This window comes from Bradyrhizobium hipponense, assembly GCF_008123965.1.
Classification (GTDB): domain Bacteria; phylum Pseudomonadota; class Alphaproteobacteria; order Rhizobiales; family Xanthobacteraceae; genus Bradyrhizobium; species Bradyrhizobium hipponense.
The window spans coordinates 1-16,397 of sequence record NZ_VSTH01000051.1 but is presented as its reverse complement, the minus strand read 5'-3'; the positions used below and the strand labels follow the sequence as shown (position 1 = coordinate 16,397).

At 61.2% G+C, this 16,397-nt stretch carries 23 protein-coding genes; all 23 read left to right on the top strand.

All coding sequences use genetic code 11. The annotated features are described in order from the left end of the window. The 23 genes from FXV83_RS15930 to oxlT all read left to right on the top strand — a co-directional run bounded on the left by FXV83_RS15930 (window position 1) and on the right by oxlT (window position 15,762). On the top strand, window positions 1–819 hold the full coding sequence (locus FXV83_RS15930; protein ID WP_148740358.1) for a hypothetical protein: 819 nt from the start codon (window positions 1–3) through the stop codon (window positions 817–819). Next, complete coding sequence (locus FXV83_RS15925) at window positions 819–1,073, top strand: hypothetical protein (RefSeq protein WP_148740357.1); 255 nt, start codon at window positions 819–821, stop codon at window positions 1,071–1,073. The genes FXV83_RS15930 and FXV83_RS15925 overlap by 1 nt, the downstream gene beginning before the upstream one ends. 7 nt (window positions 1,074–1,080) lie before the next feature. Then, the gene (locus FXV83_RS15920; RefSeq protein ID WP_148740356.1) at window positions 1,081–1,557 is read left to right on the top strand and encodes a hypothetical protein; all 477 of its coding nucleotides are present in this window, start codon (window positions 1,081–1,083) and stop codon (window positions 1,555–1,557) included. Then, window positions 1,557–1,973 carry a hypothetical protein gene (locus FXV83_RS15915; protein ID WP_148740355.1) on the top strand — a complete coding sequence of 139 codons (417 nt, stop codon included), beginning with the start codon at window positions 1,557–1,559 and terminating at the stop codon, window positions 1,971–1,973. Before FXV83_RS15920 ends, FXV83_RS15915 begins: the two co-directional genes overlap by 1 nt. After that, window positions 1,970–2,248, top strand: coding sequence for a hypothetical protein (locus FXV83_RS15910; protein ID WP_148740354.1), 279 nt, complete (start codon window positions 1,970–1,972; stop codon window positions 2,246–2,248). The genes FXV83_RS15915 and FXV83_RS15910 overlap by 4 nt, the downstream gene beginning before the upstream one ends. A 65-nt stretch (window positions 2,249–2,313) precedes the next feature. Then, window positions 2,314–2,772 (top strand): hypothetical protein, encoded by a 459-nt coding sequence (locus FXV83_RS15905; protein ID WP_148740353.1) that lies wholly within the window; start codon window positions 2,314–2,316, stop codon window positions 2,770–2,772. Then, window positions 2,756–3,082: a hypothetical protein gene (locus tag FXV83_RS15900; protein ID WP_148740352.1), complete on the top strand. Its 327-nt coding sequence runs from the start codon at window positions 2,756–2,758 to the stop codon at window positions 3,080–3,082. Before FXV83_RS15905 ends, FXV83_RS15900 begins: the two co-directional genes overlap by 17 nt. A 31-nt stretch (window positions 3,083–3,113) precedes the next feature. Continuing rightward, window positions 3,114–3,614, top strand: coding sequence for a hypothetical protein (locus FXV83_RS15895; protein WP_148740351.1), 501 nt, complete (start codon window positions 3,114–3,116; stop codon window positions 3,612–3,614). Next, window positions 3,604–3,783 carry a hypothetical protein gene (locus tag FXV83_RS15890; protein WP_187435939.1) on the top strand — a complete coding sequence of 60 codons (180 nt, stop codon included), beginning with the start codon at window positions 3,604–3,606 and terminating at the stop codon, window positions 3,781–3,783. Before FXV83_RS15895 ends, FXV83_RS15890 begins: the two co-directional genes overlap by 11 nt. A 35-nt stretch (window positions 3,784–3,818) precedes the next feature. Beyond that, on the top strand, window positions 3,819–4,136 hold the full coding sequence (locus FXV83_RS15885; RefSeq protein ID WP_148740349.1) for a hypothetical protein: 318 nt from the start codon (window positions 3,819–3,821) through the stop codon (window positions 4,134–4,136). 13 nt (window positions 4,137–4,149) lie between these two features. After that, entirely contained in the window at window positions 4,150–7,566 is a 3,417-nt protein-coding gene (locus FXV83_RS15880) for an adenosylcobalamin-dependent ribonucleoside-diphosphate reductase (RefSeq protein ID WP_148740348.1), read from the top strand. Further along, the gene (locus tag FXV83_RS15875; RefSeq protein ID WP_148740347.1) at window positions 7,566–7,895 is read left to right on the top strand and encodes a DUF6197 family protein; all 330 of its coding nucleotides are present in this window, start codon (window positions 7,566–7,568) and stop codon (window positions 7,893–7,895) included. The genes FXV83_RS15880 and FXV83_RS15875 overlap by 1 nt, the downstream gene beginning before the upstream one ends. Then, complete coding sequence (locus tag FXV83_RS15870; protein ID WP_148740346.1) at window positions 7,892–8,398, top strand: nucleoside triphosphate pyrophosphohydrolase family protein; 507 nt, start codon at window positions 7,892–7,894, stop codon at window positions 8,396–8,398. The genes FXV83_RS15875 and FXV83_RS15870 overlap by 4 nt, the downstream gene beginning before the upstream one ends. Window positions 8,399–8,463: 65 nt before the next feature. Then, complete coding sequence (locus FXV83_RS15865; RefSeq protein WP_148740345.1) at window positions 8,464–8,853, top strand: hypothetical protein; 390 nt, start codon at window positions 8,464–8,466, stop codon at window positions 8,851–8,853. 178 nt (window positions 8,854–9,031) lie between these two features. Further along, window positions 9,032–9,910 carry a TAXI family TRAP transporter solute-binding subunit gene (locus tag FXV83_RS15860; protein WP_148740344.1) on the top strand — a complete coding sequence of 293 codons (879 nt, stop codon included), beginning with the start codon at window positions 9,032–9,034 and terminating at the stop codon, window positions 9,908–9,910. 75 nt (window positions 9,911–9,985) lie between these two features. Continuing rightward, complete coding sequence (locus tag FXV83_RS15855) at window positions 9,986–10,333, top strand: hypothetical protein (protein ID WP_148740343.1); 348 nt, start codon at window positions 9,986–9,988, stop codon at window positions 10,331–10,333. Further along, entirely contained in the window at window positions 10,330–10,503 is a 174-nt protein-coding gene (locus tag FXV83_RS42725; protein WP_187435938.1) for a hypothetical protein, read from the top strand. Before FXV83_RS15855 ends, FXV83_RS42725 begins: the two co-directional genes overlap by 4 nt. Further along, window positions 10,500–10,679 (top strand): hypothetical protein, encoded by a 180-nt coding sequence (locus tag FXV83_RS15850; RefSeq protein ID WP_148740342.1) that lies wholly within the window; start codon window positions 10,500–10,502, stop codon window positions 10,677–10,679. The genes FXV83_RS42725 and FXV83_RS15850 overlap by 4 nt, the downstream gene beginning before the upstream one ends. A gap of 131 nt (window positions 10,680–10,810) precedes the next feature. Continuing rightward, on the top strand, window positions 10,811–11,659 hold the full coding sequence (locus tag FXV83_RS15845; protein ID WP_210250736.1) for an FAD-dependent thymidylate synthase: 849 nt from the start codon (window positions 10,811–10,813) through the stop codon (window positions 11,657–11,659). Further along, window positions 11,656–11,979 (top strand): hypothetical protein, encoded by a 324-nt coding sequence (locus FXV83_RS15840; RefSeq protein WP_148740340.1) that lies wholly within the window; start codon window positions 11,656–11,658, stop codon window positions 11,977–11,979. The genes FXV83_RS15845 and FXV83_RS15840 overlap by 4 nt, the downstream gene beginning before the upstream one ends. Window positions 11,980–12,270: 291 nt before the next feature. Then, window positions 12,271–13,470, top strand: coding sequence for a tyrosine-type recombinase/integrase (locus tag FXV83_RS15835; protein WP_148740339.1), 1,200 nt, complete (start codon window positions 12,271–12,273; stop codon window positions 13,468–13,470). A gap of 822 nt (window positions 13,471–14,292) precedes the next feature. Continuing rightward, window positions 14,293–14,442, top strand: a complete 150-nt coding sequence (locus FXV83_RS42720) for a hypothetical protein (protein ID WP_187435937.1) — start codon at window positions 14,293–14,295, stop codon at window positions 14,440–14,442. A gap of 45 nt (window positions 14,443–14,487) precedes the next feature. Beyond that, window positions 14,488–15,762, top strand: a complete 1,275-nt coding sequence (oxlT, locus tag FXV83_RS15830) for an oxalate/formate MFS antiporter (RefSeq protein WP_148740338.1) — start codon at window positions 14,488–14,490, stop codon at window positions 15,760–15,762. Window positions 15,763–16,397: the final 635 nt, after the last annotated feature.

The window sequence follows — 16,397 nt, the reverse complement described above, 5'->3', positions numbered from 1 at the left end:
ATGAGCGAGAACAACACCAACCTCCGGATCTGGAACGCCGTCGAGGCGACCGATCCCAAGCACACCAAGCAGTTCAACCGCGGTGGTGGCTTCAAGGGCACGGCGACCAACGCCACCTACCTGGCCAAGAAGGCCACCGCACAGTTCGGGCCGCTTGGCCTGGGCTGGGGCTGGAACGTGATCGACGAGAAGTACCAGCCAGGGCACGACAAGGAAGTCATCCACGTCGTCCGGATCAAGCTCTGGTACATGCTGGACGGTCAGCGCGGCGAGATCGAGCACTTCGGTCAGACCACCTTTGTCGGCAAGAACCGCAATGGCTGGTTCACCGATGAAGAGGCGCCGAAGAAGTCGCTGACAGACGCCATCTCGAAGAGCCTGTCCGGCCTGGGCTTCGCCGCCGACATCCACCTCGGGATGTACGACGACAACCGGTACGTCAACGACCTGAAGCGGGACTTCCGCGACGGTGACGAGTTCGACACCGCCCCGGCGTCCAATGACAACCGACGCGACGACCGCCGCGATGATCGTGACGATCGGCGTGACAGCCGTGACGACGACCGCGGCGATCAGCAGCAGGGCGGCAACAGTGGCGGCAGCCGGATCGAGGATCTGATCATCAAGTGCGAGACCCAGATCCGCGAGGCCCAGGACATCAAGGCGGTCACGGACCTCATGAACAGCAAGGACATGAAGGACGCGATGGCTGAGATGTCGAAGCAGGAGGTCACCGATCTCCGCAGCTTCGCAACGCAGCGGCTGAAGGATCTCGGCTGGGTCAAGCCCGCCAAGGAAAAGGCAGCGGCTAACGGCTGATGACTCCGGCTGAAGCGTACTGCGAGTTGGCGCTGTGGGGGATCAAGCTTTCCCGCAGCGCCAACGGCCTGCGTTCCTGGTGGGCGGAAGAGTCCGCCCATCGGGAACAATACGAGCTGTCACAGGCGCAGATCGACATGCTGGCTGATGCCTGCCGCGATCACATCCGAGAGCTGGGCGAAATCGCCAAGGAGAAGCCGCCCGAGCCGGCGCCGAAGCGAAAGCCAAAGCCAAGACAGCTGCCCCTGATCTGAGGACTTCATGAGCAAGGCAAGCAACAAATCGAAGAACCAGTGGATCCTGGTGCGCAAGCAGATTGGCGACGACGGCATCACGTTGAGAGCGCATGCGCCCTACGACGAGAAGATGCTGGAGCGGTTTCCGATCGACGTTCCGCTCCGCATCCAGCTGGCGCAGCCCCGCAGCGGGCCGCGGCATCGCCTCTACCGGGTGATCCTGCGGATCGTGGTCGAGAACACCGACAAGTTTTCGACAGAGGATGCGCTCCACAAGACGCTCCTGGTGGGCTGCGGCGTGGTCGAGCCGGTCATCTCACCGGACGCCGAGATCATCATGTGCCCCTCCTCCACCGCGTTCGACGCGATGCCGGAGGACGAGTTCAAGGCCTATTTCGATCGGGCCATGGAGATCATCACGACCATCATCATCCCCGGGCTCGATCTCGAAGAGCTGATGAAAGAAGCCCGGAACGAGTCTCAATGGAAGGAAGCCGCGTAATGGCAAACGTTGTTGAAGGTGAACCCCGGGACAGCCAGGAATGGCACGGATCCTATCTGGACGAGGACGGCATGGTCGCCGACATCCTCGCGAAGGTCTCCGCTGACGCTGTGGCGGTCAAGCGCTGGCTCGACGAGCGGAGCTGGCGGATGCCCGACATGTCGCCGGACGGCCGGAAGGCGATGTACGTCCCCGAGCACGCCGGCTGCCTGATGTTCGCCGGCATGTCGATCCGAAACTATTACGGCCTGTGGCATGCGAGCAACCCGCACACGGCCTTCGGGATCGACGAGGAGTTGGAGATGACGGACGGCATCGTCACCGATGCCCGCCATCCGGACAACTTCTCCCACCGCGTCATCGACCGGGTCAAGGCGGAGCTGAGGAAGCTCTTTCCGGAGCCGGTCGCGGCATGAACCCATCGGACCTGGCGCAGCTCTGCGCCAATTCCCTGAACGCGGCGAAGAGGCTGGGCCTCCCCTTGAAGGAGGCCCACGTCCTCGTCACCACGCCAAAGGGATGGAAGGCACCACCAAGATTCCCCCGCGGGAAAATCGTCAATCACACCAGCGACGGCGGACGTGTCCGCTATCTGCCCGCCATGAACCTGCTGGCCTGGATGGTCGCATCGGGCATGGTCAAACCAACCTACGAGGATCGAGATGACTTCGCAGTCGACCCAACAGCCTGAGCAGCGCAGCACGAGGGCGAGAAGCTCCGCGACCTGTTCAACCTGATCTTCCCAAGGAAAAACCCGTGAACCCAAGATTTCTACCCACAGACGTCGGCGGCAAGGTCGTCCGCGTCGTCGAGGAGTCCGGCGAGGTCGTCGAAGTGATCGGCCGTTGCCTGCGCATCTACGGCAAGATCGGCCGCTTCGGTCTCGCCAGCACCTTCCCAGGCGGCGGGCCGAACAACGCCGCCCTGTTCTTGTCCGAGCTGGCAGACCTGCGCCACGCCATCTCGCAGGTCGAGAACAGCCTCACCGATTTCGCCAAGGTCAAGGTCGGCAACACCGAGCTGGTCTGGACCAACGAGCTGGCGACGGCGGCCGAGCTGAAGGAGATGTACGAGGACGAGGAGATGTCCGACGAGGATTTCCTCGCCAACAACAAGGTCATCGGCATGTGTGCCGGCCAGTGGCACCGCGAAGGCCTGGAATACCGCTTGTACAAAGACCCGAACTGGGACGAGCCCGATGACGTCGGCTGCTAAACCCAAGCGCAAGCCGCGCATGTCGAAGGCCCAGGTGGAGTTCATGCGGGAGCATCTGCCAGCCTATCTGAACTGGCTGAAGGCGACCGGCCAGGCTGTCGGCATCAAGATGCAGCCGTGGCAGAAGGTCATCGTCGAGTCCCTGATCCGGAAGAAGTTCCTGACCGAGGACGGCCACGTAACGGCGGATGGGCAGCGGGCCTACGAGCAACGGGTGTCGGTCATCGTGCCGAAGCCGCGCTCGCCGCAGCAGCTGCTCGGCAAAACCGCAGACCTGATCATCATCGACGACCCGGTTCAAAATGCTTGACTGTTTGCTTGAATACAAATAGGAAATGCAAATGCAATCCGTCCTCGAACTTGCCCCACCTGCCCGCTTCCGGAAGGCCATACCGGTCTCTGTCAAGCTGGAGGTGGTGATCAGACAGCACAGCCTCTGCAGCAAATGCGGTCAGAGGCTGGGCAAGCTCGACGACACCCAGTTCGATCACGTCCCTGCCATCCAGCTGCGATGCTGGGACGCTGAGGCCAAGGATACAACGCCGCGGTCGAATGACCCCGCGTTCATCGAGGCCAAGCACACAGACTGTCACGCCAAGAAGACGTTTGGATCCCGCGAGGAGCTGACGCGAGGTGACGTGCAGGAAATCGCCCGCACAAAGCGGGTTGCGAAGGACACCGAAGAGTTCAGACGTCGCATGCTGGCCAAAGGTGACCCCGAAGTTGAGGCACCTCAGCCTCGACGCAAGAAGGCATGGCCCAAGCGGCCATTTCCGAAACGGGGGAAGAATGGAAAGACACGTACGCGAGGTGAAGAAGGTAGCGGAGGAGATGAAACGTAGTGGCGAGATCGAAGCGTTCAGCTTCGGCCACGACAAGAAGCATCACCTCATCGAGTTTCAGGTCAGGGGCAAGTGGATGTCGGTACCCGTCTCCGTCTCGCCCAGGACGCCCTACTCCGCCAACTACGCCCGACAACAGATCAGACGGCGCATCAGAGCCATGTCTTGACGCTTGCTTGAATGCAAAAAGGAGAAGCAAAAACCATGGAAGTCAGAACCACCCAGGACTCGATCCTCAAGGCCTTCGGCCTGCTGCTGCAGGCTCAGTCGAAGCCTCGGCAGGTGAAGCAGAAGTTCGCCTATCGCCAGTTCGGCACCGCCGTCCATGCAAAGCGCCGGCTCAGCAGGGCTGAGGCAGCCAGCATCGACGCTCTCGTCGCGAAGCTGAAGGCGCTCGATCCCCGCGACGACGCCAACAACACGGCCATCGAGGGCCTGTTGAAGGAGCTGAGCGCGCTCCCCGTGAAGTTCGTGCCCATCAAGTACGAGCAGCGCATCGATTACTCCAAGTCCTACCGGTAAGGCCCACCACGTAATGAGAATTGAACGACGATACACGAGGGCGGGCGTCTCGCCTTACGATCTGATCGCCTGGCGCAAGGCGACCAGCGAGATCAAGAACACGGACGGCTCGATCGCTTTCCGCCTGGAAGACATCGAGGTGCCCGAGTCCTGGTCGCAGGTCGCTGTCGACGTGCTGGCGCAGAAGTATTTCCGCAAGGCCGGCGTGCCGAAGATCCTGGTGAAGGTGCCCGAGAAGGTCGTGCCGGCGTGGCTGCAGCGCTCCGTCGCTGAGCCCTTCCCGCTCGGCGAAGAGGACAAGTTCCTCGGCTCCGAGACGACCGCCAAGCAGGTGTTCGACCGCCTCGCCGGTTGCTGGACCTATTGGGGTCTGAAGGGCGGCTATTTCAAGCCCGGCAGCATGAGCATGTTCGTCTCCATCAAGGACTTCAACGAGTCCGAGGAGTCCAACGCGCTCGCCTTCTACGACGAGATGCGCTTCATGCTGGCCTCCCAGATGTTCGCACCCAACTCGCCGCAGTGGTTCAACACCGGCCTGCATTGGGCGTACGGCATCGACGGCCCGGCCCAGGGTCACTTCTTCGTCGAGGAAGACGGCGACGACGTCATCGACGTCAAGCCGTCCACGTCGGCATATGAGCGCCCGCAGCCGCACGCCTGCTTCATCCAGTCGGTCGGCGACAACCTGATCCAGGACGGCGGCATCATGGACCTGTGGCTCCGTGAGGCTCGCCTGTTCAAGTACGGCTCCGGCACCGGCTCCAACTTCTCGAGTTTGCGTGGCACGGGCGAGAAGCTGTCGGGCGGCGGTTCGTCGTCGGGCATGATGTCGTTCCTCAAGATCGGTGACCGGGCAGCCGGCGCGATCAAGTCCGGCGGCACGACGCGGCGCGCGGCCAAGATGGTCGTGGTCGATGTCGATCACCCGGATATCGAGGAATACGTCGGCTGGAAGGTCGAGGAAGAGAAGAAGGTTGCGGCCCTGGTCGCTGGCTCGAAGGCAGTGAAGAAGGCTCTCCAGGCCGTTCACTGGGCGATCCTCGACGGCAAGGACGGCAAGGCCGAGATCAAGACCGCCCGCAAGGCGTTCGTGCCGGACAGCTACATCCAGCGCGTGATCCAGCTCGCCAACAACGACGAGCCGTTCTACTTCCCGGAGTTCGACGTCGATTGGCAGTCGCAGGCCTATGAGACCGTGTCGGGTCAGAACTCGAACAACACGGTGTCGGTGACCAACGACTTCCTGGAGGCTGTCCAGCTCGGCCACAAGTGGGACCTGATCGGTCGCACGAACGGCAAGGCGGTCAAGACGATCGAGGCCCGGGATCTCTGGGATCAGATCTGTCTCGCCGCCTGGGAGTCCGCAGACCCCGGTCTGCACTTCAACACGACCATGAACGAATGGCACACCTGCCCGGCCGGCGGTCGCATCCGTGCGTCCAACCCGTGCTCGGAGTACATGTTCCTGGACGACACGGCGTGCAACCTGGCCTCGGCCAACCTGCTCAAGTTCACCTCGCAGAGCGGCGAAAACCCGCTTGTCTTCGAGGTCGAGAGCTTCGAGCACGCCTGCCGGCTGATCACGATCATGCTGGAAATCTCGGTCTACATGGCGCAGTTCCCGTCCATGGAGATTGCCCTCCGGTCGTTCGACTACAGGACGCTCGGACTAGGCTTTGCCAACATCGGCGGCATGCTGATGTCGGCGGGCATCGCCTACGACTCCGACAACGCACGGGCGTTCGCTGGCGCAATCTCCGCCATCATGACTGGCATCGCCTATCGCACGTCGGCTGAGATGGCTCAGGAGCTGGGACCGTTCCGGAAGTATTACGAGAACGCCAACTCGATGATGCGGGTGATGCACAATCACTACGCAGCGGCTGAGAACGGCAGCGCGCCGTACACCGGCCTCTCGATCGAGCCGGTCGGTCTCGACTGGGACAACGAGTACCAGGAGGGTCTGGCAGGCCGCGCGAGCGAGATCTGGGCCGAGGTCATCGATCTGGGCTCGCAGTACGGCTTCCGGAATGCGCAGACCACGGTCATCGCGCCGACCGGGACCATCGGTCTCGTGATGGACTGCGACACGACCGGCATCGAGCCGGACTATGCTCTGGTGAAGTTCAAGAAGCTGGCCGGCGGTGGCTACTTCAAGATCATCAACCAGTCGGTTCGGCCGGCGCTGGCTCAGCTCGGCTACGGCAAGGCTGAGATCGAGGCGATGGTTCTGTATGCGACCGGAACGGGTCGTTTGCCGGCCAAGTTCGATCTGGCCCTGCGCGCAGCTGGAACCTCGATCTCTGAGTCGAGTGTCCGATCGGCCTTCGACATCCGCTTCCTGGCGGACTGGAAGGCGTTCGGGTTCAGCGACGAGGAGATCGAGAAGGCGAACACCGAGGTCTGCGGGACCATGACCCTGGAGGGTGCTCCGGGCCTGGCGGAAGTGGACTATGCGGTGTTCGACTGTGCCAACCCCTGCGGCAAGATCGGCAAGCGCTTCATCTCGACCAAGGGTCACATCAAGATGATGGCTTCGGTCCAGCCGTTCATCTCGGGTGCGATCAGCAAGACCATCAACATGCCCGCGAGCGCATCGATCGTGGACGTGAAGAAGGCCTACATGCTGTCGTGGAAGCTCGGTCTGAAAGCCAACGCGATCTATCGTGACGGCTCGAAGCTGTCTCAGCCGCTCAGCTCCGCTCTGGTCGAGGACGATCAGGTCGAAGACGAGGTGGTCGAGCAGAAGCAGAACGTGGTGCAGGTGGTCGAGAAGATCGTCCGCAAGCGCGAGAAGCTGCCCTCGAAGCGCAACGGCTACACGCAGAAGGCTATCGTCGGCGGACACAAGGTCTACCTCCGCACCGGAGAGTATGCCGATGGTCGGCTCGGTGAAATCTTCATCGACATGCACAAGGAAGGCGCCGCTTTCCGGTCGATGATGAACGCCTTCGCCATCGCCGTCAGCATCGCCCTCCAGTACGGCGTGCCCGTCGAAGAGTACGTCGATGCGTTCACGTTCTTCCGCTTCGAGCCGGCTGGGTTCGTTCAGGAGCATGACCGCATCAAGAGCGCCAGCTCGATCATCGACTTCGTATGGCGGGACCTCGCGATCAACTACCTCGGTCGCGATGACCTGGCTCACGTCACCCCCGACGAGAGCAATCACACGGCGATGGGCGATGGCGTCGGCCAGGATGCGACGGTGGTCAACCAGATCACCGTCAACGTCGCCGAAGGGATGACCGACGATGATCTCCAGAAGATTGTCGATCGGACGACCAAGGCGGTCCTGCCGGATCAGAGGGCTGTCGCCAAGATGTCCGGTTACACGGGCGACGAGTGCGGCAACTGCCACAGCTTCACGATGGTGCGGAACGGCACCTGTTTGAAGTGTGAGACGTGCGGTGAGACCACCGGCTGCAGCTGATGTTCACCGAGCTGGAGATCGTGGAGCGCTGCCTTCTGCTGTTCTCCAAGCCCGGGCGCTGGACGCAGAAGACGCTCGCGAGGGATCGGCAGGGTAAGCCGGTCCCCGTATTCAGCCAGGAGGCTCGCTCTTTCGACATCGAGGGGGCGATCCGCCGGGCTGCGGGACAAGACGATCGAAGCGCGTACGCGCGCTTCGTTCCCATCATCAAAACTCAGCTGGGCAAGCACCCCTTCGACTGGAACGATCAGACGGGCCGTCACCAGCGTGACGTCGTCCGGATGTTCGAGGACCTGGCTGACGAGTACCGATTCAAGGAGCCAACGTGAACGACAACTTCACCCAGCAGGATCTCGACGAACTGAGATCCGCTACCGAGACGATCACCCGCATCTGCCACAAGATGAATGCTCATTGGTGGATCGATCCCGCGACCGGCGCCGACCTGCGGCAAAACCCGCTGATGCCGGCCGTCAAGATCGCCCTGATGCACAGCGAGCTTTCCGAAGCACTGGAGGGCGACCGCAAGAGCCTGATGGACGACAAGCTGACCCATCGCACCGCGCTGGAGACCGAAGCGGCAGACGTTCTGATCCGCAACGGCGACCTCGGCGGCGCGATGAACTCCAAGGTCGGTGAGGCCATCGTGGCAATCGCCCCGTTCAACCGCCTGGAAATCGCACTTGCCCTCAACCTCCGATCGCTCGGCGACCTGGCCGGCGCGCTCGGCCTGGATCTGGCGGGAGCCGTTGCTGAGAAGAGCGCGTTCAACCTGACGCGCCCCGATCACAAGCACGAGAACCGCGTCAAGCCGAACGGAAAAAAGTATTAGGACCCAAATTCTGCTTGCATTTCCGCTGACTTGAATGCAAAAATAAATGCAAAGGAGAAGCGACTTTGGACGCAATTGAAGCAGAGAAGACGGCCCTGGAACTCGTGATGAACGAGCTGGGCCTGACGAACAAGATGTGGGGCAGCGCGAACGAGAGAGTCGACGCCTCGAAGGGGCAGCTGTTCAATGCAGGCTTCGCCCAGTTCGACGCGACACTCGATCGCCGCAACCGCGGGGCTGACGCCTTCCACGTCATCCCGGAGGCCTACCCGAAGGACTGGAGCGGATTCCGCAGCTACGGCGGCGATATCCCGAACATCGTCGTCGGCGTGACGTTCATGATCCAGGAGATCAAGCGGCTGCTGATGAACGGTGAGGACCCGACCCGCCTCGCTCGCCGGCCCGACCAGAAATACAGCCCGGAAACGGGTCTCCCCAACCCGGTCGAGGGATAGCCAATGGTCGGCGTCTTCCTCGCCAATCACATACTGGACGGCCTCGGCATCTACGTGATCGCCACCTCCGTCTGGAAAATGGCACGCAAGTACCCGGTCCGCCGCTGGTTCTTTTAGTGCCTTGACGCTTGTTTGAATGCAATCGGCCTGCAAATGCGGGCCTCCAAAGGAGAAACGAATGAAGAAGCTCTTCCTGATCGCCGCGCTGACTCTCGGCGCTATGACCGCATCCGCCCACGCCGATGCCGTGAAATTCCGGCTCTGCACCGGCAACAGCCAGCTCAACTACTTCAAGGCTGGCCACATGGTGAAGGCCAAGTTCCCGGGCGTCGAGGTCATCGAGACCAAGGGTTCGCTCGACAACCTCGACAAGGTGACGGCCGGCGAGTGCGACGGCGCGTTCGTGCAGTCCGACGCGATGCTCGTCTACTCGAACCGCAACGCGAAGGCGATCAGCTCACTGGAGCGCGCTGGCGTGCTCTACCAGGAGCAGGCGCACATGATCTGCAACCGCAAGCTCGACCTCGGCCGCATGGTCAACCTGACGAAGGACATGACCGTGGCGATCGGACCGGATGGCTCCGGCGCCCACACGACGTGGGATGCGTTCGTGCTCGCCGACAAGGCGCGCTACGGCAAGGTCGTGACGGACAACCGCTCCGGCATCCGCGCCGTGCAGGCTGTGGCCGATGGCAGCCAGGTGCAGTGCGCCCTGGTGATCACCGCGCTCAACAGCGCGTTCATGAAGAACGACGCCCAGAACGCTGGCGACCGCGTTGTGCTGGTCGGCACCGATGACCGCGACATGACGACCGTCGCCAAGGATGCCCGCGGCCAGTACGTCTACAGCTATGGCGAGATCCCGGCCGGCACCTACCCGCGCATCCAGCCGTCCGGCGCGGTCTACGGCACCAAGGCCATCGGCACGATCCAGGTCGACGCCATCTTCGTCGCCAACGCGAACTGGATCAACGACCACGAGCGTGAGTACGACGGCCTGCTCCGCGCCTTCCAGTCGGCCAAGCCGGAAATCTCGAAGCTCGCTCAGCCCCAGTAATTCTCTGTGGTGAGAAACGACGGTCGCCTACGGGCGGCCGTCTCCTTTTCGGTTAGGCAATTTTCGGAGACCCACATGTCAGACCAACAGAATACCGAACAGGAATTGCTCTCGTTCGTCCGCGAAGCGAGGAAGTTCCTGACACTCGTAGAGTCCCCCACCTGGGCAGGCTCCGCCGAACTGACCGATGAAGAGCACGTCGCTGAGATGGCGACGCACCTGGCAAAATCCCGCGAGCGCCTCGACCTGCCTGAGCGCACGGTGATGCATTCGGTCCGCAACAGCGATGACCTCGTGCTCGCCATGACCGGCAACACGCCTGCCGCCGCCGAGCGCGCCCGCTTCCTGACTGGACTCCTCACGGCTCTGCCCCGACTGCTCGATGCGATCGAAGAGCGCGTCATCACGAAGGAAGCCGCATGATCGTGCTCGACGACTGGAGAGAGGTTCTCATCCTCTGCGTCATCACCCTCTTCCTGCTGGTGATCTGTCTGATCATCGGTGACGCGACAAAGCCCGACTGCCCCGCGGGATCGGTCGCCAAGAACACCAGGAGCGGTTGGTACTGCACCGTGCCTCCGGTGAAGCAATGAGTGAGGCCGAGCCGCAGGGTTCGACCATCATCCACCACCATCCCGGCTGCGATGCTTACGACGCCGGTTGGTACATCGTCTGGCTGGAGCCGGACGGAACGAGCTTCGACACGATCGGCCCCTTTGACACTGATGCCGAAGCAGCACGCATCCTTGAGGAAACTTCGACCGAATGACAATCGCAGCCAAGAAGATCACGCACAGCGTTTCGCCTGACGGCATCGAGCTGAAGACCGCGCTGCTCCGCTACCCCCGCTTCATCCATGCCGAGGAGCTGACGCACCGCATCCTCAGTTCGACTCCCGACATGATCATCGAGATCAACGACGGGGTAATGTACGACCGGAACCTGTCGCGCAACGCCTCCAGCTCCCGTGCGATCCCCGTCAGCCGACTGATCGAAGACATCCTGCGCGATACCGCGATGCCGATCCACTGGGGCAAGAACCAGCGGGGCATGCAAGCAGACGAGGAACATCGCGCTCCCATCTTCATCGAAGCTATCGATGAGCAAAACCTCAAGCCTTGCTTTCTGGAGCTTAGTCCGGAGGAAGCTTGGATACTGGCCCGCGACAAGGCCATCAAGATTGCCCAGGCATTCGACGAATCCGGATACCACAAGCAGGTCGTCAATCGACTGCTGGAGCCATTCGCCCACATCAGTGTCCTGGTGTCCGCGACCGAATGGGACAACTTCTTCGAGCTGCGCGACCACAAGGATGCTCAGCCCGAGATCCAGGCGCTCGCCATCGCGCTGAAGAATGCTTTCGCCGAAAGCGTTCCGGATCAGCTGCGCCCGGGTGAATGGCATCTGCCGTTCGTCACCGAATACGAGCGGGAATGGCTGGACCTGCCGACGCAGATCAAAATCTCCGTCGCCCGCTGCGCTCGCACCTCTTACCTGACGCACGAAGGCAAGCAGCCGTTGGTCCACAAGGACCTGCAGCTCTATCACGATCTGGTCGGCGCCCGCCCGCTGCACGCATCGCCGGCCGAGCATCAGGCAACACCTGACGTTCGCGTGCCCGGTCAGGTTGGACCGTATGGCGAATGGCGGGTTGAGCACTGGCAGGCGCCCGAGCTGCACGGCAACTTCCGCGGCTTCATCCAGAACCGAAAGATCATCGAGCGACAAATCTACGCGAGGGCTGCATGACGAAAATCGCCAACTCCTTCTACTCGGCAGCCGTGCAGCACAAGGAGATCGACGGTCTCTACCATGCGACGTTCGGCATACCGGGTCAGGCTCCGGAGTGGGTGAATGGAAAGGACGGGAAGCCGGACACTTTCAGGGACCACAATCAAGCGGTCCTCGCCGGCTTCCGCGTCATGGTCGCCAAGCTGAACCGTGCCCGACAGGAGCAAGACTTCCACGTCAAGGGCCAGGTCAACGGCAGGCAGAACACCATCAAGAGCTGGAAGGCTCCGGTCGAAAAGAATACCCACTCGATCGAAAGCGTATTCGGGAAGAAATGATGCATTACGTCAACTACACCGTCATGGGGAAGGACTATCAGGCCGGCCCCTACCGGGCATTTGAGGAAGATCCGTCATGTCGGTGATGCCGAAAATCGAAGGGGGCGGAGTAAGCATTGTCGACTCCGACACGCCGCTCAGATTAGAAGATGCACTTAAACTCGCCTTCCCGGCTGGTGGCATGACCATTACCGGGCTCCGAACCGAAATCGCCCGTGGAACACTTGACGTCGAGCTGATCGCCGGAAAGCATTTCACCACGCTGGCAGACATAAAGCGTATGAGAGAACGATGTCGCAACAGAACAAGGGAGCACGACTCTACAAACGACCTGCCCGGAAGGGAGGACGTAAATCCGTCTGGGTTATCCGAGACGGAGAAAGCTCAACTAGCACAGGAGTCCTTGTTAAACCTGGTGAGCGACGACCGCCCGAGGAAGCGGAAAAAGCGCTCAGCAAGTACATAGCGACCAAGTACAATCCCGAGCGCAAGCTGCGCGACGTCGATGAGATCCTGCTCGCCGACGTCCTCGCGATCTATTACAAGCACAAGGTCAAAGAGTACGACGAAGAGACCCAGGAACTTCAGATCCGGCGACTGAAGCAGTCGATCACCCGGCTCGGCAAATACTTCGGCAAGAAGTACCTGGGCGCGATGAACAGCGACATGACCGATGGTTACGTCAAGCATCGCGGCAGCAAGGGCGGCGCTCGTCGCGACCTGGAGAACCTCCGGGCCGCCGTCAATCATCACGGCAACGAGAACCTCCATCGAGCTGTCATCAGCGTGAACCTTCCTGAGAAGGGCGACCGTCGAGAGCGTTGGCTTCAGCGCTCCGAGGCCGCCCATCTTCTGTGGACCTGCTGGCGATACAAGGAAGAGCAGACGATCCATCGCGGGAAGAACAAGGGCATCAAGATCAAGACGGGCAAGTACACGCTCCGCCATCTCGCCCGGTTCATCCTGATCGGTCTATACACCGGCACTCGTGCGGCAGCCATCGCTTCCGCCTCGATCCACAAGGCGACCGGCAAGTCCTATGTCGATCTCGACGAGGGCGTCTACCACCGCCTGGCGATCGGCAAGAAGAAGAGCAACAAGCGGCAGCCTATCATCCCCCTGCCGGACCGACTGCTCGCGCACATGCGTCGGTGGGTCGACAGGGGGATCGTCGCCAGTCACTTCGTCGAGTGGAACGGTGCCGCGATCAAGAGCGTCAAGACGGCAATGGCGAGCGCTGTCGAGCTGGCGAAGCTTGATCTCTCGGAAGGCAACGTCACGCCACACACGCTGCGTCATACCGCTGCGACTTGGCTCATGCAGCAGGGCTGCGACATCTGGGAAGCGTCAGGATATCTCGGCATGTCACCGAAGGTTTTGATCGACAACTACGGTCATCATCACCCCGACTACATGAGCGATGCGACCAACCTGATCACCAAAAAGCGGGGTCCAGGAAAGCGGTCTCGAAAGCTCTCCCGAGTCGCGTAAAACCCCTTGTTTCATAGGGTTTACGCGATTTTCGGTGGGGACCAGGCCGGGACCAGTTTGGACCAGAACAGAATGCGATAATTTGAAATGAGACGAGGTCAAACCGATGAGATTTCAAATACTTAGTGCGCAATGAATGCGCTCATAACGGCCTGGTTGCAGGTTCGAGTCCTGCCGGGCCCACCAGCAAATCGACGATGGCTTAGTCGGTGTTATTTCATTGCCCCGCTGAGCTACCGCACCAGAAACGCTCTGCTTCGTCACTGATTGTCGTAATTCAGTGCCCGGCAAGGTAACGCTCCTGGTTCGATCTGACTATGGTCTCTACCATTCCATCGTAGAATCGGTGGCCTTGTCGCGTGAAACGGCCTGCCCCCAATTCGCATCGGCGTCCGGTCGAGCGCCACGAGCTCGGCGGCGACCAAGGATTGTTCCGTGACGGGAGTGCGGCATGAGAGCGCACGGACGCGCGCTTCGATTGCGGTTATAATCTGGAACTGCCCGGTATCCCGCCCAGGCGCCTGCAAAAGCAAGCGCTGTCACGTGGAACGACATCCGTGAGACGGGTCGGACCGATTGATCGTTTCCGTGCGGCTTTGCCGCTCGTCGTCGGTCGCCCGCCTCTGTCGCGATTTGACACGCTCCTGCCGAGCGCACTCCTGTCGTTCGACGTCGTCGGCAGACGGCGCAAAGGCGGCTGGATAAACATCGGAACGATGCGCCGACGCTCCCGGGGAGGGAATAGGTCCAGCGCCGCTCCGAGTGTTTCATATCAGACGCTGGGCTACCGATGGCGGTGCAACCCAAGCATCGGAGGCACCCATGTACACGATTTATGAGGGGCACGACGATCTGACAGCGGTCTCCCTTTTCTCTGCCCTTGGCTTGGTGCTTTCGCTGGCGGTCATACCCATGATGCCGGCGGAGGCCATGAGCTGGGCAATTGCGCAGCTGGAAGTGACGGGACATTGACGGAGGAGGTTCGATGGCCGTCGCGGTGCCAGCATCGGAGGTATCATGACGTCATCAGCAACGATCTCGACGACGCATCCTGGCGCGCAAGCCCAAGCGGGCTACCGCTGGATGCAGCTCATTCTCGGCGTCATCTGCATGGTCGCCGCCGCGAACATCCAATATGCCTGGACGCTGTTCGTGCCGGAAATCCAGAAAACGTTCGGTTGGCAGCGCGCCGGGATCCAGGTCGCGTTCACGATCTTCGTGCTCGTGCAAACCTGGCTTACGCCATTCGAGGGCTATCTGATCGACCGCTTCGGCCCGCGCATCATCGTGCTCATCGGCGGCTTCTTCACGGGGCTCGCTTGGATCATCGATTCTTACGCCGCCTCGCTCACGGACTACTACATCGCCGCCGCAATCGGGGGCATTGGCGTGGGCTGCGTGTACGCGACCTGCGTCAACAACGCGATCAAATGGTTTCCGGATCGCCGCGGGCTTGCGGTTGGGTTCACTGCGGGAGCCTACGGTGCGGGATCCGCTCTCACCATCATTCCGATCGCCAACATGATCGCCAATGGTGGATTCCAGGCCGCCTTCTTCTGGTACGGCCTGATCCAGGGTATCATTATCATGCTCGCCTCGCTGGCGCTGCGGGCTCCGCAAGCGGGTGAAACGCGACCCTCGACGACCGTTCCGCAAAGCCGACGCGATTACACGTTGCTCGAAGCCGCCAAGACGCCTGTCTTCTATGTCTTGTTCGTGATGTTCACGATGACGGTGACCGGCGGCCTCATGGCAGTCGCGCAGCTCGGGCCGATGTCGCAGGATCTTGGCGTGAAGGATCTCAGGGTCGATCTGTACTTCTTCGCCCTCGCCGCGCTGCCCTTCGCGCTCCTGCTTGATCGCATCATGAACGGGATTTCGCGGCCGCTGTTCGGTGTCATCTCCGATTATATCGGGCGCGAGAACACGATGTTCGTTGCCTTCTCATTGGAAGGGCTCGGCATTACCGCGCTCGCCACGTTCGGCGGCAATCCATGGGCTTTCGTTTTCCTGAGCGGCGTCGTCTTCCTGGCCTGGGGTGAGGTCTATAGCCTGTTCAGCGCTACATCGGGAGATGCCTTCGGAACGAAGAATATCGGAAGCATCTACGGCGTGCTGTATTGCTCGAAAGGCGTCGCCGCTCTGCTCGTCCCGATCGGCAATCTCATCACGGAAGCGACCGGCACCTGGTCCACCGTTCTTTACACGGTATCTGCGATGGACATTCTGGCAGCATTGTGCGCGGTGGTGCTGCTCAAGCCGGTGCTGCGGCGCCACCTCGCGAATGCTTGACGCTAGGATCGGATCGCTCCCTCCGGCATCGTCTGCGGCGAGGTGGCAATCCAGATGCTACGGCGAGCGGCGAGGGTGCGGAATTTTCGGCGCTGATAAACCCCAACCGAGGGAGCGCACAATGTCCGAGTTGGGGTCGCAGGCGTGATGGCTCAGGATTACGGTGACAGTGCACTCAATGAATTCCGGCTTTCGCGGGTTCGAAGGCTCATGAATTAGGTGCACTGTCACCGTAATACCGTAATACTGATGCTCGCGAAGGGCGCGCGGCAGAAGTGGCGTTCCTCGAACTCGTTCCTACCGCTCCGGCGTCGATCAAGTTCGAAGACGCTTGGCCGCTCGTGCTGAGCCGGCGTGTCGTGAGGCTAAAGGACATTCGCGACATCGCGGCTCGGCTGCGGAAGGAACAGCGACTGACATTCCTAGACTGGGAACCTAGGAAAAGGGTGCCCGATGGGCACTACCGAATGCAGAAACCTTAATCCCGGGTGACCGCATAATCGCCGCCAAGTTAAGGGTTACGGTGACAGGTGCACTCCATGACCCCGGCCGCTTTCGCGGGTTCGAAGACTCATGAATTAAGTGCGCCGTCACTGTAACCTGTTTGGATTATCGGTAACCGGCATGAGGGCCCC

Coding starts and splice junctions, on each gene's coding strand:
- FXV83_RS15880 (WP_148740348.1), top strand. CDS start 4,150: ATGAGAATTGAACGACGATACACGAGGGCGGGCGTCTCGCCTTACGAT.
- oxlT (WP_148740338.1), top strand. CDS start 14,488: ATGACGTCATCAGCAACGATCTCGACGACGCATCCTGGCGCGCAAGCC.
- FXV83_RS15910 (WP_148740354.1), top strand. CDS start 1,970: ATGAACCCATCGGACCTGGCGCAGCTCTGCGCCAATTCCCTGAACGCG.
- FXV83_RS15930 (WP_148740358.1), top strand. CDS start 1: ATGAGCGAGAACAACACCAACCTCCGGATCTGGAACGCCGTCGAGGCG.
- FXV83_RS15855 (WP_148740343.1), top strand. CDS start 9,986: ATGTCAGACCAACAGAATACCGAACAGGAATTGCTCTCGTTCGTCCGC.
- FXV83_RS15920 (WP_148740356.1), top strand. CDS start 1,081: ATGAGCAAGGCAAGCAACAAATCGAAGAACCAGTGGATCCTGGTGCGC.
- FXV83_RS15885 (WP_148740349.1), top strand. CDS start 3,819: ATGGAAGTCAGAACCACCCAGGACTCGATCCTCAAGGCCTTCGGCCTG.
- FXV83_RS15850 (WP_148740342.1), top strand. CDS start 10,500: ATGAGTGAGGCCGAGCCGCAGGGTTCGACCATCATCCACCACCATCCC.
- FXV83_RS15900 (WP_148740352.1), top strand. CDS start 2,756: ATGACGTCGGCTGCTAAACCCAAGCGCAAGCCGCGCATGTCGAAGGCC.
- FXV83_RS15925 (WP_148740357.1), top strand. CDS start 819: ATGACTCCGGCTGAAGCGTACTGCGAGTTGGCGCTGTGGGGGATCAAG.
- FXV83_RS15835 (WP_148740339.1), top strand. CDS start 12,271: ATGTCGCAACAGAACAAGGGAGCACGACTCTACAAACGACCTGCCCGG.
- FXV83_RS42720 (WP_187435937.1), top strand. CDS start 14,293: ATGTACACGATTTATGAGGGGCACGACGATCTGACAGCGGTCTCCCTT.
- FXV83_RS15915 (WP_148740355.1), top strand. CDS start 1,557: ATGGCAAACGTTGTTGAAGGTGAACCCCGGGACAGCCAGGAATGGCAC.
- FXV83_RS15840 (WP_148740340.1), top strand. CDS start 11,656: ATGACGAAAATCGCCAACTCCTTCTACTCGGCAGCCGTGCAGCACAAG.
- FXV83_RS42725 (WP_187435938.1), top strand. CDS start 10,330: ATGATCGTGCTCGACGACTGGAGAGAGGTTCTCATCCTCTGCGTCATC.
- FXV83_RS15895 (WP_148740351.1), top strand. CDS start 3,114: ATGCAATCCGTCCTCGAACTTGCCCCACCTGCCCGCTTCCGGAAGGCC.
- FXV83_RS15875 (WP_148740347.1), top strand. CDS start 7,566: ATGTTCACCGAGCTGGAGATCGTGGAGCGCTGCCTTCTGCTGTTCTCC.
- FXV83_RS15860 (WP_148740344.1), top strand. CDS start 9,032: ATGAAGAAGCTCTTCCTGATCGCCGCGCTGACTCTCGGCGCTATGACC.
- FXV83_RS15845 (WP_210250736.1), top strand. CDS start 10,811: ATGATCATCGAGATCAACGACGGGGTAATGTACGACCGGAACCTGTCG.
- FXV83_RS15890 (WP_187435939.1), top strand. CDS start 3,604: ATGAAACGTAGTGGCGAGATCGAAGCGTTCAGCTTCGGCCACGACAAG.